Annotated in this window: 12 protein-coding genes and 1 tRNA gene; 8 read left to right on the forward strand and 5 right to left on the reverse strand. The window is 72.8% G+C overall.

Features of this window, described 5'->3' with window-relative positions:
• Window positions 1-5 precede the first annotated feature (5 nt).
• Window positions 6-1,058, reverse strand: coding sequence for an NAD(P)-dependent alcohol dehydrogenase (locus IG63_RS0103985; protein WP_030483088.1), 1,053 nt, complete (start codon window positions 1,056-1,058; stop codon window positions 6-8).
• A 124-nt stretch (window positions 1,059-1,182) separates the two neighbouring features.
• Here IG63_RS0103985 and IG63_RS0103990 point away from each other — a divergent pair, with 124 nt between their 5' ends.
• Window positions 1,183-2,055: an SGNH/GDSL hydrolase family protein gene (locus IG63_RS0103990; RefSeq protein WP_030483089.1), complete on the forward strand. Its 873-nt coding sequence runs from the start codon at window positions 1,183-1,185 to the stop codon at window positions 2,053-2,055.
• Window positions 2,056-2,083: 28 nt separating this feature from the next.
• Window positions 2,084-3,469, forward strand: a complete 1,386-nt coding sequence (locus tag IG63_RS21265; protein WP_157210012.1) for a serine/threonine-protein kinase — start codon at window positions 2,084-2,086, stop codon at window positions 3,467-3,469.
• Window positions 3,470-3,475: 6 nt separating this feature from the next.
• Here the strand turns inward: IG63_RS21265 and IG63_RS0104000 are convergent, their stop codons facing one another.
• Window positions 3,476-4,273: an SDR family NAD(P)-dependent oxidoreductase gene (locus IG63_RS0104000; RefSeq protein ID WP_245604302.1), complete on the reverse strand. Its 798-nt coding sequence runs from the start codon at window positions 4,271-4,273 to the stop codon at window positions 3,476-3,478.
• A gap of 373 nt (window positions 4,274-4,646) precedes the next feature.
• Between IG63_RS0104000 and IG63_RS0104010 the strand changes: the two genes are divergently transcribed.
• Window positions 4,647-5,006, forward strand: coding sequence for a hypothetical protein (locus tag IG63_RS0104010; RefSeq protein ID WP_157210013.1), 360 nt, complete (start codon window positions 4,647-4,649; stop codon window positions 5,004-5,006).
• A 70-nt stretch (window positions 5,007-5,076) separates the two neighbouring features.
• Here IG63_RS0104010 and IG63_RS0104015 read toward each other — a convergent pair.
• Window positions 5,077-5,162: transfer RNA gene (locus IG63_RS0104015), tRNA-Tyr, on the reverse strand.
• Window positions 5,163-5,254: 92 nt separating this feature from the next.
• Here IG63_RS0104015 and IG63_RS0104020 point away from each other — a divergent pair.
• From IG63_RS0104020 to IG63_RS0104030, 3 genes are read left to right on the forward strand one after another with little or no spacing between them, the layout of a single operon-like run.
• Complete coding sequence (locus tag IG63_RS0104020) at window positions 5,255-5,746, forward strand: YajQ family cyclic di-GMP-binding protein (RefSeq protein ID WP_030483093.1); 492 nt, start codon at window positions 5,255-5,257, stop codon at window positions 5,744-5,746.
• A gap of 37 nt (window positions 5,747-5,783) precedes the next feature.
• A complete protein-coding gene (locus tag IG63_RS0104025; protein ID WP_030483094.1) occupies window positions 5,784-6,245 on the forward strand; it encodes an SRPBCC family protein in 462 nt (153 codons plus the stop codon).
• Window positions 6,246-6,276: 31 nt separating this feature from the next.
• On the forward strand, window positions 6,277-9,081 hold the full coding sequence (locus IG63_RS0104030; RefSeq protein ID WP_051706129.1) for a DEAD/DEAH box helicase: 2,805 nt from the start codon (window positions 6,277-6,279) through the stop codon (window positions 9,079-9,081).
• Window positions 9,082-9,087: 6 nt separating this feature from the next.
• Here the strand turns inward: IG63_RS0104030 and IG63_RS0104035 are convergent, their stop codons facing one another.
• Together IG63_RS0104035 and IG63_RS0104040 are read right to left on the reverse strand one after the other, a co-directional pair.
• Window positions 9,088-9,879 carry an isocitrate lyase/PEP mutase family protein gene (locus tag IG63_RS0104035; protein WP_051706130.1) on the reverse strand — a complete coding sequence of 264 codons (792 nt, stop codon included), beginning with the start codon at window positions 9,877-9,879 and terminating at the stop codon, window positions 9,088-9,090.
• Window positions 9,880-9,970: 91 nt separating this feature from the next.
• Complete coding sequence (locus IG63_RS0104040) at window positions 9,971-10,891, reverse strand: sulfite exporter TauE/SafE family protein (RefSeq protein WP_030483097.1); 921 nt, start codon at window positions 10,889-10,891, stop codon at window positions 9,971-9,973.
• 271 nt (window positions 10,892-11,162) lie between these two features.
• On the opposite strand from IG63_RS0104040, the gene IG63_RS0104045 reads away from it, so the two are divergent.
• Window positions 11,163-13,106, forward strand: coding sequence for a 2-oxoacid:acceptor oxidoreductase subunit alpha (locus IG63_RS0104045; RefSeq protein WP_084596578.1), 1,944 nt, complete (start codon window positions 11,163-11,165; stop codon window positions 13,104-13,106).
• On the forward strand, window positions 13,103-14,200 hold the full coding sequence (locus IG63_RS0104050) for a 2-oxoacid:ferredoxin oxidoreductase subunit beta (protein WP_030483099.1): 1,098 nt from the start codon (window positions 13,103-13,105) through the stop codon (window positions 14,198-14,200). The genes IG63_RS0104045 and IG63_RS0104050 overlap by 4 nt, the downstream gene beginning before the upstream one ends.
• The last annotated feature ends 3 nt before the right edge of the window (window positions 14,201-14,203 follow it).

The following is a 14,203-nucleotide window of genomic DNA, read 5'->3' on the forward strand; positions in this document are numbered from 1 at the left end:
GCGGGTCAGGCGCCGGTCAGCGTGGCGGTGTCGATGACCGCGCGGTAGCGCACGTCGCCCGAGACGACCTTCTCGTAGTAGTCGTCGACCTGGTCGGCCGAGATGACCTCGACGGTCGCCACGATGTCGTGCTCGGCGCAGAAGTCGAGCATCTCCTGCGTCTGCTCCAGGCCCCCCACCATCGACCCGGCGAGCGAGCGGCGGAAGGGGAGCAGCGAGAAGGCGCCGACCTCGAGCTTGTCGCTGGGAGCGCCGAGGTTGACCATCGTGCCGCCGCGACCGAGCAGGCCCATGAAGGAGTCGAGCGGGATGCCGTCGCCGACGGTGTTGAGCAGCAGGTCGAAGGAGCCGGCCAGGTCGTCGAAGACGCCCTCGTCCTCGGTGGCGTGGTAGTGCGTGGCCCCGAAGGCGAGCCCGTCGTCCTGCTTGGCCGCGGTGCGGCTGAGCACGCTGACCTCGGCGCCGAGCGCGGCGGCGATCTTGACGGCGACGTGACCCAGTCCGCCCATGCCGATCACCCCGACCTTGCGGCCCGGGCCGGCGCCGTAGCGCACCAGGGGGGCGTACGTCGTGATGCCCGCGCACAGCAGCGGGGTGGTGCCGGCCAGGTCGGCCCCGTCGGGGATGCGCACCACGAAGTGGTCGCGCACGACGACCTGCTGGCTGTAGCCGCCGTGGGTCGGCTGGTCGTCGTAGCCGGTGTCGTTGTAGGTCTGGACGACGCCCTGGGAGCAGAACTGCTCCTCGCCGTCCTTGCAGGCCTCGCACTCCAGGCAGGAGTCGACGAAGCAGCCGACCCCGACGACGTCGCCGACCTGGTGGCGCGTGACCGCGTCGCCGACCTCGACGACCTCGCCCACGATCTCGTGGCCGGGCGTCATCGGGAAGGTCTCCCCACCCCACTCGCCCCGGGCCTGGTGGATGTCGGAGTGGCAGATGCCGGCGTACCGGATCGCGATGCGGACGTCGTCGGCGCGCAGGTCGCGACGCTCCAGCTCGGTCGTCTCGAAGGCGGCGCCGGCGCTGGGGGTCGAGAGGGCGGAGACGGTGGTGGTCACAGTGAAGTCAGTCCTTAAGGATCGGTGGTGCACAACGCGTTTCTCGTACCCCGGCACCCCGGCCGCCATGCAGCCCCGTGGACGAGGCCTGGCGCCGCCGGGCGCGATGGGTGACGCTGCTCACATGCGTCGTCCCCTCGCCGTCGTGCTCACCGCGGTCGCCGCCGCCCTGACCACCCTCGCGGGCACGGCGCTGAGCGCCCCGGCCGTCGCCGCCGACCCCGCTCCCCTGCGCTACGTCGCGCTCGGCGACTCCTACAGCGCCGCCTCCGGCGTGCTGCCCCTCAAGCCGCTCGCCCCGCTGCCGTGCCTGCGCTCGCAGCGCAACTACCCGTCCGTGATCGCCGAGCGGACCGCCGCGACCCTGCGCGACGTCACCTGCGGGGGCGCCGACACCGGCGACTACCGCGCTGCGCAGTACCCCGGCGTCCCGCCCCAGCTCTCCGCGCTGCGCAGCGACACCCAGCTCGTGACCATGACGATCGGCGGCAACGACAGCGGCGTCTTCGTCGGCGCGATCACCAAGTGCGGCAGCGAGGGGCTGCGGACCCTGGGCCAGGGCAACCCCTGCCAGCGCCGCTACGGCAGCTCCTTCGAGGACACCATCCGCACCACCACCTACCCGGCCCTGGTGCAGGCGCTGCAGGACGTGCGGGCCGCCGCGCCTCAGGCGCGGGTCGCGATCCTGGGCTACCCGTGGATCGTGCCGGCCTCGGGCAGCTGCTTCCCGCAGCTGCCGGTCGCCCGCGGCGACGTGCCCTACCTGCGCAGCCTGCAGACCACCCTCAACGACGCCGTGCGCCGCGCGGCCGAGGCGACCGGGGCGACGTACGTCGACCTGAGCACGGTCTCGGAGGGCAAGGACGCCTGCAAGAGCGTGGGCGTGCGCTGGGTCGAGCCGGTGGTCGGCACCACCAACGCCGTGGTCGTGCACCCCAACGCGCGGGGCGAGCGCGGCATGGCCGACCACACCATGGCGGTGCTGGGCCTGGGATGATCCCGGACTGCTCCTACGATGGTCCGTTGTGATCGCAGGCAGGTACACCCGTGTGCGCGAGATCGGGCGCGGCGGCATGGGCGCGGTCTGGCTCGGCCGCGACGAGCGGCTGGGCCGTGACGTCGCCCTGAAGCGCATCGGCGTGCTCCCCGGCGCCGACAGCACCGACCTGGCCCGCGCCGAGCGCGAGGCCCACCTGGCGGCCCGGCTGCACCACCCCCACGTCGTCTCGGTCTTCGACGTGGTCGCCGACGAGAGCGGCGACGGTCGCTGGCTGGTCATGGAGCACGTCGACGGCCCCGACTGCGGCCGCCTGGTCCGCGAGCACGGGGCGCTCGCACCCGACGACGCCGCCCGGGTGCTGCGCCAGGTCGCCGACGCGCTGCGCACCGCCCACGAGGCCGGCATCGTGCACCGCGACGTCAAGCCCTCCAACATCCTGCTCGACCGCAACGGCCAGGCGAAGCTCACCGACTTCGGCATCGCCCGGCTCGGCAGCGACCCCTCCCTGACCCAGACCGGCATGGTCACCGGGTCGCCCACCTACCTCGCCCCGGAGATCGCCTCCGGCGCCAGGGGCGACGAGGCCGCCGACGTGTGGTCACTCGGCGCGACGGCGTACCACCTGCTCACCGGGCGGCCGCCGTACGAGACCGGCGACGCGCTCAGCACGATCTACCGCGTCGTCCAGGACGACCCGCCGCGCGCCGACGTCGGCTGGCTCACCCCGCTCCTGGAGGGGACGCTCGTCAAGGACCCGCAGCAGCGGTGGACCATGGCCGAGGTGCAGGACTTCGTCCGCGACCGCCGCGAGCCGGACGGGTGGGCGCCGCCCGCCGCCGTCGTACCCGCACCGGCCACGCGCGAGGAGACGCTGGCGACCAGCGTCGTCCCGCTCGGTCGACGTCGCCGACCCGTGCGCTCCGCGCTGCTCGTGCTCCTGGTCGCGCTGCTCGTCGTGGGGGGCTTCGTGCTCGGTCGGCAGCTCACCGACTCCTCCGGCGACCCGCCCGCCGCGAGCCCCAGCGCCAGCGCCAGCCCGACCCCCACCCCCACCCCGAGCGAGAGCGAGAGCGCCGACCCGGGCCCGACGGCCGAGGGCATGGAGGCCTTCATCCGCGACTACGTCAGGGCCGTCGGCGACGACCCCGCGGTCTCGTGGCAGATGCTGACGCCGAAGTTCCAGACCGAGAGCGGCGGCTTCGACACCTACCGGGCCTTCTGGGACGACGCCACGAACGGCCGGGTGCTGAGCATCTCCGCCGACCCGGAGTCGCTCGTGGTCAGCTACCAGGTGCGCTTCGACAACTTCGACAACGGGCCCGGTCCCACCGTGCTGCAGCTGCGCTACGAGGGCGACGGGCAGTACCTCATCGACGGCGAGACCAGCGAGGGCTTCACCCCGGCGGGCTGAGCCGCCTCAGGGCAGGATCGCGTCGACGTAGCCACCGTCGGCGCGGACCGCGGCGCCGGTGGTCGCCGAGGCCAGGTCGGAGGCCAGGTAGGTCACCGTGTCGGCGATCTCGTGGGGCTCGATCAGCCGCTGCAGCAGCGACGCCGGCCGGTGCTCGCGCATGAAGGTGCGCTGGCGCTCCTCCCAGGGACCGTCCTCGCCCACCATCTCGGCGACGAAGCCCTCGACGCCCGGGGTGTGGGTCGGACCCGCGATGACGGTGTTGACCGTGACGCCGCTGCCCGAGACCGCCTTGGCGAAGCCGCGGGTGACGCCGAGCAGGGCCGTCTTGCTGACCCCGTAGTGGATCATCTCGGCCGGGATCGCGACCGCCGAGTCGCTGGCGATCGTGACCGCGCGTCCCCAACCACGCTCGCGCATGCCGGGCAGGTAGGCGCGCAGCATCCGCACGGCGGACATCACGTTGACCTGCCAGTAGCGGTCCCACGTGGCGTCGTCGATCTCGAAGGGGTCCTGCGCGCCGAAGATGCCCAGGTTGTTGACCAGCACGTCGACGCTCGGCAGCTGCGCGACGACGTCGGCTGCGCCGGCGGCGTCGGAGAGGTCGGCGACGACCTCGAGCACCTCGGCGCCCTCGGCCGCGCGGCGTACCTCTGCGGCGGCGTCGGCGACCCGGTCGGCGGAGCGGCCGTTGACCGCCACCCGCGCCCCTGCCTGGGCGAGGCGGGTGGCGATGGCCAGGCCGATGCCCTGGCTGGAGCCGGTGACGAGGGCGGTGCGGCCGGTGAGGTCGAGGGTGATCATGCACGACCCAACCCGGGCCCGGGCTGCGCTTGTTCCCCGCGCCCGGCCCCGGGTGGGTGCGAGGCTCCGCCCGACCTTAGTCCGAAATATCTATTTTATCCCTGTATGCTGCCCCCGAGAGCCGCGTCGCGTGCTGCGGCGGGGCCGGTGCTCGAGTCGAGGAGCTGGCGCCATGACCTGCCTCGTGTGCACGTCGGCCACGCTGGAGGGCCACTGCCCCAGGACCGGTCCGGGGTGTGCCTGGTACCGCTGCCTCAGCTGCCGGGCGGTCATCGACGTCGCCCGCCGGACCCTCCGGCTGGCCTCCCACGAGGTGGTCCGGTACGGCTGAGGGCACGAGGAGGCCGTGAGGCTGGTGCGGCACGATCAGCTCGTGCCCTCCATCCGACCGCCCCACTCGATCGTGCTGCTCGTGGGGCGGGAGGACCACACCCCGCCCGCGTCGTTCGGCGGAGCCACCTGCGTCGCCACCCTCGACTGCATCGCCGTGGCCACCCTGAGCCCGGTCGACGGGCCGACGGCCGTCTCGATCGTGCCCACGGCCGGCGACCGCGAGCTGGTGACGCTGGCGGAGCTCATGATCGAGTCCGAGGGGCAGGTCACGGTGCGCGACGTGCTCCACCGCGACCACGACGCGATGGGCGTCGAGCCGGGTCCGGTCGAGGTGCGTGTGCTCGCGAACGCCGCCGTCGAGCCGGACGAGGTGGTCTTCGTCGTCCGTCCCGGGTCGTGACACCCCAGCACCCCGTCACGACACACCGGAGCCCGCAGGTCAGGGACCTGCGGGCTCCGGTGTCTCGTGCTGGTGGCAGGTGCAGGATTCGAACCTGCGTAGGCATAAGCCGACGGATTTACAGTCCGTTTCCATTGGCCGCTCGGACAACCTGCCAGTGCCGCGGCACCACGTAGGGTGACCGGCAGCGCGCATGAGGATAGCGCAGCCCGACGTACACCACCCAATCCGCCCAGGAGGCCCACGGCATGGCCGACTCGTCCTTCGACATCGTGTCCAAGATCGACCGTCAGGAGGTCGACAACGCCCTCTCGCAGACCGCCCGCGAGGTGGCCCAGCGCTACGACTTCAAGGGCACCGGCGCGGAGATCAGCTGGCAGGGCGAGCAGGGCATCGAGATCTCGGCCAACGCCGACGACCGTGCCACCGCGGTGCTCGACGTCTTCAAGGAGAAGCTGATCAAGCGGCAGCAGTCGCTGAAGATCCTCGATGCCTCCGAGCCGCGGGCGTCCGGCCAGCAGTCCAAGATCGGCATCGCGCTCAAGGAGGGGATCTCCTCCGAGGACGCCAAGAAGATCGGCAAGCTGATCCGCGACGAGGCGCCCAAGGGCGTCAAGGTGCAGGTGCAGGGCGACGAGCTGCGGGTGAGCAGCAAGAAGCGCGACGACCTCCAGGCCGTGCAGCAGCTGGTGAAGGCGCAGGACTACGACTTCGCGGTGCAGTTCACCAACTACCGCTGAGCGTGTCGTACGGCGCTCGCAGGGCACTCCCCGTGCCATGAGCGACTCACGTGTGACCGTCAGCCGCACCATCGACGCCTCGACCAGCGAGGTCTTCGACGTGCTGTCCAACCCGCACCGGCACCCCGAGCTCGACGGCTCCGGCTTCGTCCGCAGCCTCGAGCGTGGCGACCGGATCGAGAAGTCCGGGCAGCAATTCCGGATGAACATGACCGGCGACCACATGGGCGGGGAGTACCAGACCGACAACGTCGTCACGGGCTTTGTGCCCAACCACCTGATCGCCTGGCGCACCGCACCCGCCGGCCAGGAGCCGCCCGGCTGGGAGTGGCTCTGGGAGCTGGAGGACCAGGGCAGCGCGGCGACCCTCGTCACCCTGACCTACGACTGGTCCGACGTGACCGACCAGGCGCTGCTGGCGAAGATCTCCTTCCCGCTGGTCAGCGAGTCGCAGCTGGAGGACTCCCTGGGCGCCCTGGCCGAGGCGGTCTCCGGCTAGGGCGGGGCACCCGCCCACCTAGGATGACCGGGTGCTGCCGCCGGTCCCCTCCTACGACGCCGCGCGGTGCCCCCACCTGCTGCGCCGGCACCAGGAGGAGGCGCTCGACGCCGTCCTCGACGCCGAGGCGGCCGGCAGCACCCGCTGGTGGGTGACCATGCCGCCCGGGGCCGGCAAGACCCTGGTCGGCACCGAGCTGGCGCGCCTCAGCGGACGACGGACGGTCGTCTTCTCCCCCAACACCGCCATCCAGGGCCAGTGGCTGCGTACTTGGGAGTCCTACGACGGCCCGCCCGGCGGCCGCCGCCGCGACCTGCGCGAGGGCTTCACCTCGCTGACCTACCAGGCACTGGCGGTCTTCGACGAGGCAGACCGCGAGGACGGCGAGGGCGCCGACCCCGGCGAGGACGTGCCGCGCACCCAGCTCGACCGGCTGCACCCCAACGGTCGCGAGCTCGTCGAGACGATGCGCGAGGCCGGCCCGCTGCTCGTGGTGCTCGACGAGTGCCATCACCTGCTCGAGGTGTGGGGCGAGCTGCTCCGCGAGGTGCTCGACGACCTGCCCGAGGCCACCGTGCTCGGCCTGACCGCCACCCCGCCCGAGTCGGTCACCGAGGCGCAGGCCGCGCTGGTGCGCGACCTCTTCGGCGAGGTGCTCTACGAGGCGCGGATCCCGGCCCTGGTCAAGGACGGCGTGCTCGCGCCGTACGCCGAGCTGGCCTGGGTGGTCTCGCCCACCACGGAGGAGGCGACCTGGCTCTCGGAGCAGGCGACCCGCTTCGCCGAGCTCACCGCCGACCTCTTCGACCCCGACTTCGGCAGCACGCCGCTCCCGGCCTGGCTCCGCGCCCGCTTCCACGAGGCGGTCGGCGTCGACACCACCTGGCAGGAGCTGGCGAGGCGCGAGCCCGCCCTCTCCGACGCCGTGCTCCGCCTGGCGCACGCCGACCTGGTCGACCTGCCCCCGGGGGCCACGCTCCAGGAGCGCCACCGCGAGCGCCCCACCGCCACCGACTGGCGGCTGGTCCTCGACGACTGGCTGCGGCAGTGCGTGCAGCCGAGCAGCCAGGGCGAGGGCGACGACGCCGAGCGCGACCGGGCCGTGCTGGAGGCGGTCGCCGCCGCGCTGCCGTCGCTGGGCTTCGTCTGGACCAAGCGCGGCGTGCGCGTCGGGCAGGGCACCGTCGACCGGGTCACCGCGCGGTCGCGCGCGAAGGAGACGGCGGCGGCCAGCATCGTGGGCGCCGAGCTGGCCAACCTCGGCCAGCACGCCCGGGTGCTGGTGCTGTGCGACCACGAGCGTGCCACCGCGACCACGAGCGTCCGCGCACGCGACGACGCGGGCGCTCCACCGCCGGAGCCCGCGGGCTCGGCCACCGGGGTGCTGCGCACGCTGCTGGCCGACCCGGTGACCGCCGGCCTCGACCCGCTGCTCGTCACCGGCCGCACCGTCGCCGGCGGCGTCGACGCGCTCGAGCGCTTCCTGGAGTGGCTCGGCCGGACCCACCCGATGCTCTCGGGCACCCTGCGCATCGTCACCCAGGGCGAGGTGCCCCGGCTCGACGGGCGCTGGAGCAGCGGCCAGTGGGTCGCGCACCTGACAGCGTACTTCGCCGAGGGCGGCACGCAGTGCCTGGTCGGCACCCGCGGACTGCTGGGCGAGGGGTGGGACGCCCCCTGGGTCACCACGCTCGTCGACCTCACCACGGTGACGACGCCGACGGCGGTCGTGCAGACCCGCGGCCGGGCGCTGCGGCTCGACCCCGCCCGCCCCGACAAGGTCGCCCAGGTGTGGTCGGTGGTGTGCGTGCACGACGGTCACGTGGCCGGGGCCAACGACTGGGCCCGCTTCTCCCGCAAGCACGCCGGCTACTTCACCGTCGACGAGACCGGCACGGTCGTCGACGGCGTCGCGGGCATCGACTCCGCCTTCAGCGAGTTCCACCCGCCTCGGCGGGAGGAGCACGACGCCGTCGCGGCGCGCATGCTGCGGCGAGCGGAGGATCGTGACGCCATCCGTGACGCCTGGCTCGACCGGCCTCGCTACCGCGACCACGTGGGCCACGTCCTGCGGGTCCGCCCCACGCCCGGTGCCGCGGCGGCGACGTCCGCTGCCGCCCCTGCAGCACCGCGGCCGTGGGCCGAGCAGCGGCGCGAGCGTCCCGGCGCCCGCCTGCTGGCCGTGCCACCGGTGGTGGCGCTGGTGCTGCTCGGCGTGCTCGCCCTCGCCGGCGCGCCGACGTGGCTGCTCGTCGTCCTCGGGGTGCTGCTGCTGGCGGCGGCGGGCGCAGCCGCGGTGGCGCTGTGGGGCCGCTCGGCCCTGCGGGCGGCGTCGGACCACCAGGTGACCGTCTCCACGGTGGCGGCCGCGGTGGCCGACGGGCTGCGCCGCGCCGGCGTGCACCAGGTCGGCGCCGAGGCGGTGCGCGCCACGACCGGCGCCGACGGCCGGCAGACCTTCACCCTGGCCGACGTCGACGAGACGTCGTCGGCCCGCTTCGCCGTCGCGCTGGAGGAGGCGCTCTCCCCCATGGCGTCGCCCCGCTACGTCATCGCGCGCGGCGTGACCACGCCGCCGTCCGGTCTCGCCGGGCTGCAGCGCGGCTGGCACGACCGCGGCCGCCAGCGGCCCGACGGCGAGGTCTGGCACACGGTGCCGTCGGTCCTCGCCACCCACCGCGCCAAGGCCGACGCCTACGCCGCCGCCTGGGAGCACTGGGTCGGCGGCGGGCCGGCGGTCTTCGCCCACGGCCCCGAGGCCGCGGGGGTGCTCGCGACGCACCGCGGCGAAGACCCGATGTCGGTCACCTGCGTGGTGCGGCGGGTCTGGGAGTAGCCCAGCTCAGTTGAGCGGGCGCACGTCGTCGGGCAGGCCACCGCCGGCGTGCACCGCCTCGACCAGCTGCTGCAGCGCGGTGAGTGCGACACGCTGCGAGTAGGGGCCGTAGGAGACCCGGGCGACGCCGAGCTCCTCGAGACGGGCCAGCGGCGGGTTGCCCGGGACGCCGATGAGCGTGAGCCGCTGCGGGCCGACGGCGTCGACCAGCCGGGCCACCTCGTCCTCGGTGACCTTGCCGGGCACGAAGACGACGGGAGCCCCGGCCTCGACGAACGCCCGGGCACGGACTGCGGCTTCGCTGATGACCACGTCGCGGTCGCGGTCGCCCGCCCGCAGCAGCACGTCGGTGCGCGCGTTGAGCACGAAGTCGGGCACGCCCTCGGCGACCGCGGTGTCGATGACGGTCTCCACGTGGCCGAGGAACTCCTCGAGCGGTTGCACCTGGTCCTCCAGGTTGCAGCCGACCACCCCGACGGCGATCGCCCGGCGCACGGTCTCGCCGGGGTCGCCGTACCCCGCCTCGAGGTCGGCCGTGACCGGCAGCGTGGTGGCGGCGACGATGCGGCCGCAGGCCTCGATCATCGTCTCGACCGGGATCTGCTCCCCGTCCTCGTAGCCGTAGGACGCCGCGATGGAGTGGCTGGCCGTGGCCAGCGCCGCGGTGCCGGGCGTCTCGGCGACGACCTTGGCGCTGATGGCGTCCCAGACGTTGACGACCGTGAGGAGCGTCGGGTCGCGGTGCAGGCGGAGCAGCTCGGCGGCTGCGCCGGGGGTGGCGTCGGGTGCAGGGGTCATGTGGCTCCAGTACCCCCCACGAGCAGCCCGGGACGCCGCGACCCCGCCGCGCGCCGTAGCTCGCGGCGGGGTCGTCGGCGTACGACGCGGGTCAGGCCGAGGTGGCCTCGCGGGCGTGGGCCGCCTCGAGGACGGCGCGCTCCTCGTCGCGGTGCTTGCGGTACTGCGCCACCGAGTAGGCGATCGCGGCGAACCAGACCGCGAAGAGCACGACGTAGACGACCGTGCGGGTACCGTCGGAGGCACCGATCCAGTCGCTCTTCATCAGCGTGCGCGAGTTGGTGACGATGATGAGGCCACCGACGGCCGAGCCGAGCACCCGCGGCGGGATGTGGCGGACCAGCCAGGCAGCGATCGGCGCGGCGATCATGCCGCCGATGAGCAGCGCGAGCACCCAGGTGTAGTTCACGCCCTCGGAGCCGATGCCGATGATGAAGCCGATGCTGGCCGCGACGGCGACCAGGAACTCGCTGGTGTCGATCGAGCCGATGGTCTTGCGGGGCTCGAGCCGGCCGCTGGCCAGGATCGCCGGCGTACCCACCGGGCCCCAGCCGCCGCCGCCGGTGGAGTCGACGAAGCCGGCGACGAGGCCGAGCGGCGCCAGGAAGCGCTTGCCGAGCGGCTTGCCGAGGTTGGCCTTCGGCAAGCCCGCGACGGTGAAGCGGATGAAGACGTAGAGGCCGAGCGCGAGCAGGATCAGCGCCATGATCGGCGCGGCCGTCTCGGTGGAGAGGCTGGAGAGGAAGGTCGCGCCGGCGAAGGCGCCGACCGCACCGGGGATGCCGATCTTGGCCACGACGCCCCAGTCGACGTTGCCGAAGCGCCAGTGCGAGACGCCGGAGACCAGCGTGGTGCCGATCTCCGCGAGGTGCACGGTGGCGGAGGCGGCGGCGGGGTTGGTGCCGATCGCCAGGAGCAGCGTCGTCGAGGTGACGCCGTAGGCCATGCCGAGGCTCCCGTCGACGAGCTGGGCGCCCAGGCCGACGAGGGCGAGGAGGAGGAGGTTGCGCATGGGGAGGCTACCCATCAGAAGAAGGAGTGGATCGAGTCGCTAAAATAGACTAATCAAGTCGGCTTAGGCAAAGACATCCACCTCGCGCGCCCCGCACAGGTCCAGACCACGCGCCGGGACGTGACGTCCGCCACGTCGTGAGCGGTCTCGCCTCTAGAGATGGGCACGGTCGCGCTCAGGGGCGGACTATCGTGGCGGGTCGGTGTGTTCCACCTCTGCGCGGCCGCTGCGCCCGAGGTCCGGACGGCTCTGCGCACCTGCAGTCGAGGAGATGAGGAAATCCACGGTGACCACTGAGGTCAAGCAGCTCGATCGCGTGATCATCCGTTTCGCCGGTGACTCCGGTGACGGCATGCAGCTCACCGGCGACCGGTTCACCCAGGAGTCGGCGGCCTTCGGCAACGACCTGTCGACGCTGCCGAACTTCCCGGCCGAGATCCGCGCGCCCCAGGGCACGCTGCCGGGCGTCTCGTCCTTCCAGGTGCACTTCGCCGACCACGACATCCTCACGCCCGGCGACCGGCCCGACGTGCTGGTGGCGATGAACCCCGCCGCACTGAAGGCCAACCTGCCCGACATGAAGCCGGGCACGACGATCATCGTCGACTCCCACGACTTCACCGGCCGCAACCTCACCAAGGCGGGGTACGCCGAGAACCCCCTCGAGGACGACTCGCTGGCCGACTACTCGCTCAACGTGGTCGACCTGACGGGCGTGACGATCGAGGCCGTCAAGGAGTTCGGGCTCTCCCGCAAGGACGCCTCGCGCGCCAAGAACATGTTCGCCCTCGGGCTGCTCTCGTGGATGTACGGCCGGCCCACCGAGACCACGGTCGGCTTCCTGGAGAAGCGCTTCGCCAAGGTCCCCGCCATCCGCGACGCCAACATCACGGCGTTCCGTGCCGGCTGGAACTACGGCGAGACCACCGAGGCCTTCGCGGTGCGCTACGAGATCAAGCCCGCGGCGATGGCGCCCGGCACCTACCGCAACATCACCGGCAACCTCGCCCTGGCGTACGGCGTGGTGGCCGGCGGCGTCGCCTCGGGCCTGCCGGTCTTCCTCGGCACCTACCCGATCACCCCGGCCAGCGACATCCTCCACGAGCTGAGCAAGCACAAGCGCTTCGGCGTCACGACCTTCCAGGCCGAGGACGAGATCGCCGGGATCGGCGCCGCGCTCGGCGCCTCCTTCGCGGGCTCCCTCGGGGTCACGAGCACCTCCGGTCCGGGTGTCGCCCTCAAGAGCGAGACCATCGGGCTCGGTGTCATGACCGAGCTGCCGCTGCTGGTCATCGACGTGCAGCGCGGCGGTCCCTCCACCGGGCTGCCGACCAAGACCGAGCAGGCCGACCTGCTGCAGGCGATGTTCGGGCGCAACGGCGAGGCCCCCGTCCCGATCGTGGCGCCGCAGTCGCCCGGCGACTGCTTCGACGCAGCGGTGGAGGCGGTGCGGATCGCGGTCACCTACCGGACCCCCGTCATGCTGCTCTCCGACGGCTACCTGGCCAACGGCTCGGAGCCCTGGCACGTGCCCGACGTCGCCTCGCTCCCGGAGATCGAGCCCGGCTTCGCCACGGAGACCAACCACGTGACCGTCGGCAAGGACGGCCAGGAGACGGCCGACTTCTGGCCCTACCTGCGTGACGAGGAGACGCTGGCGAGGCCCTGGGCCGTGCCCGGCACGCCCGGCCTCGAGCACCGCATCGGCGGCCTGGAGAAGGGTGACGGCCACGGCAACATCGCCTACGACCCGGGCAACCACGACTACATGGTGCGCATCCGGCAGGCCAAGATCGACCGGATCGCCGACTCCCTGCCGCCGCTCGAGGTCGACGACCCGAGCGGGCGCGCCAAGGTGCTCGTGCTCGGGTGGGGCTCGACGTACGGCCCGATCGGCGCCGCGTGCCGTCGGGTGCGCCGGGCCGGGCTCGACGTGGCCCAGGTGCACCTGCGCCACCTCAACCCCTTCCCCCACGACCTCGGCGAGATCGTGCAGCGCTACGACAAGGTGCTGATCCCGGAGATGAACCTCGGGCAGCTCTCGCTGCTCGTGCGGGCGAGGTACCTGGTCGACGCCGTCGGCTACAACCAGGTGCGCGGGCTCCCGCTCAAGGCCGCCGAGCTCGCCGGGGCACTGGCCGACCTGGTGACCCAGACCGACCCCGAGGCCGCCGACGTGCTCACCGAGACCGACCTGGAGGACATCGTCCGATGACCACCACGCCCACCGGCGCGACCGACCTGCCCTTCCCTGGGCTCTCGGGCGTCCCGACCACCGACACCAAGCTCACCGGCAAGGACTTCACCTCCGACCAGGAGGTGCGCTGGTGCCCCGGCTGCGGCGACTACGCCGTGCTCAAGGCGGTGCAGTCCTTCCTGCCCGACCTCGGGCTGCGCCGGGAGAACATCGTCTTCGTCTCGGGCATCGGCTGCTCCAGCCGCTTCCCCTACTACCTCGAGACCTACGGGATGCACTCCATCCACGGCCGGGCCCCGGCGATCGCCACCGGCATCGCGACCCAGCGCGAAGACCTCTCGGTCTGGGTGGTCACCGGTGACGGCGACGCCCTCTCCATCGGCGGCAACCACCTGATCCACGCGATGCGGCGCAACGTCAACATGACGATCCTGCTCTTCAACAACCGCATCTACGGCCTCACCAAGGGCCAGTACTCCCCCACCAGCGAGCCCGGCAAGGTCACCAAGTCGACGCCCGTCGGCTCGGTCGACCACCCCTTCAACCCGGTCTCGCTGGCGCTCGGCGCCGAGGCGAGCTTCGTGGCCCGCACTGTCGACTCCGACCGCAAGCACCTCACCGGCGTGCTCGCCGCCGCGGCCGCCCACCGCGGCACCTCGCTGGTCGAGATCTACCAGAACTGCCCGATCTTCAACGACGGCGCCTTCGACGCCATCAAGAGCCCCGACACCAAGGCCGACGCGATCATCCCGCTCGTGCAGGGCCAGCCGATCCGCTTCGGCGTGGAGGGGTCCAAGGGCCTGGTGCGCTCGGCCGCGGGCGGCGTCGAGGTGGTCGAGGTCTCCGGCGACAACGAGGGCGACCTGCTCGTCCACGACGCCACGCTGGACGACCCCACGCAGGCCTTCGCGATCAGCCGGCTGACCGACGCCGGGGTGCTGCACCAGGCGCCCATCGGGATCTTCCGGCAGGTCGAGCGGGCGACGTACGACGACCAGGCCCGCGAGCAGCTCGCGACCGCCCGCGGGGGCGAGGCCGCACCGTCGGCCGAGCAGAGCCGCGCGGCGCTCTCGGCGCTGGTGCACGGCAACGACACCTGGACCGTGGTCTGAGCC

Origin of the sequence: Nocardioides aequoreus, from assembly GCF_000720335.1 — a bacterium.
Classification (GTDB): Bacteria; Actinomycetota; Actinomycetes; order Propionibacteriales; family Nocardioidaceae; genus Marmoricola; species Marmoricola aequoreus.

What these genes read in the sequence shown, in the direction of transcription:
- IG63_RS0103990 (WP_030483089.1), top strand. Translation starts at nt 1,183, where the DNA reads ATGCGTCGTCCCCTCGCCGTCGTGCTCACCGCGGTCGCCGCCGCCCTG.
- IG63_RS0104040 (WP_030483097.1), bottom strand. Translation starts at nt 10,891, where the DNA reads ATGCGCAACCTCCTCCTCCTCGCCCTCGTCGGCCTGGGCGCCCAGCTC.
- IG63_RS0104025 (WP_030483094.1), top strand. Translation starts at nt 5,784, where the DNA reads ATGAGCGACTCACGTGTGACCGTCAGCCGCACCATCGACGCCTCGACC.
- IG63_RS0104050 (WP_030483099.1), top strand. Translation starts at nt 13,103, where the DNA reads ATGACCACCACGCCCACCGGCGCGACCGACCTGCCCTTCCCTGGGCTC.
- IG63_RS0104000 (WP_245604302.1), bottom strand. Translation starts at nt 4,273, where the DNA reads ATGATCACCCTCGACCTCACCGGCCGCACCGCCCTCGTCACCGGCTCC.
- IG63_RS0104045 (WP_084596578.1), top strand. Translation starts at nt 11,163, where the DNA reads ATGAGGAAATCCACGGTGACCACTGAGGTCAAGCAGCTCGATCGCGTG.
- IG63_RS0104020 (WP_030483093.1), top strand. Translation starts at nt 5,255, where the DNA reads ATGGCCGACTCGTCCTTCGACATCGTGTCCAAGATCGACCGTCAGGAG.
- IG63_RS0104035 (WP_051706130.1), bottom strand. Translation starts at nt 9,879, where the DNA reads ATGACCCCTGCACCCGACGCCACCCCCGGCGCAGCCGCCGAGCTGCTC.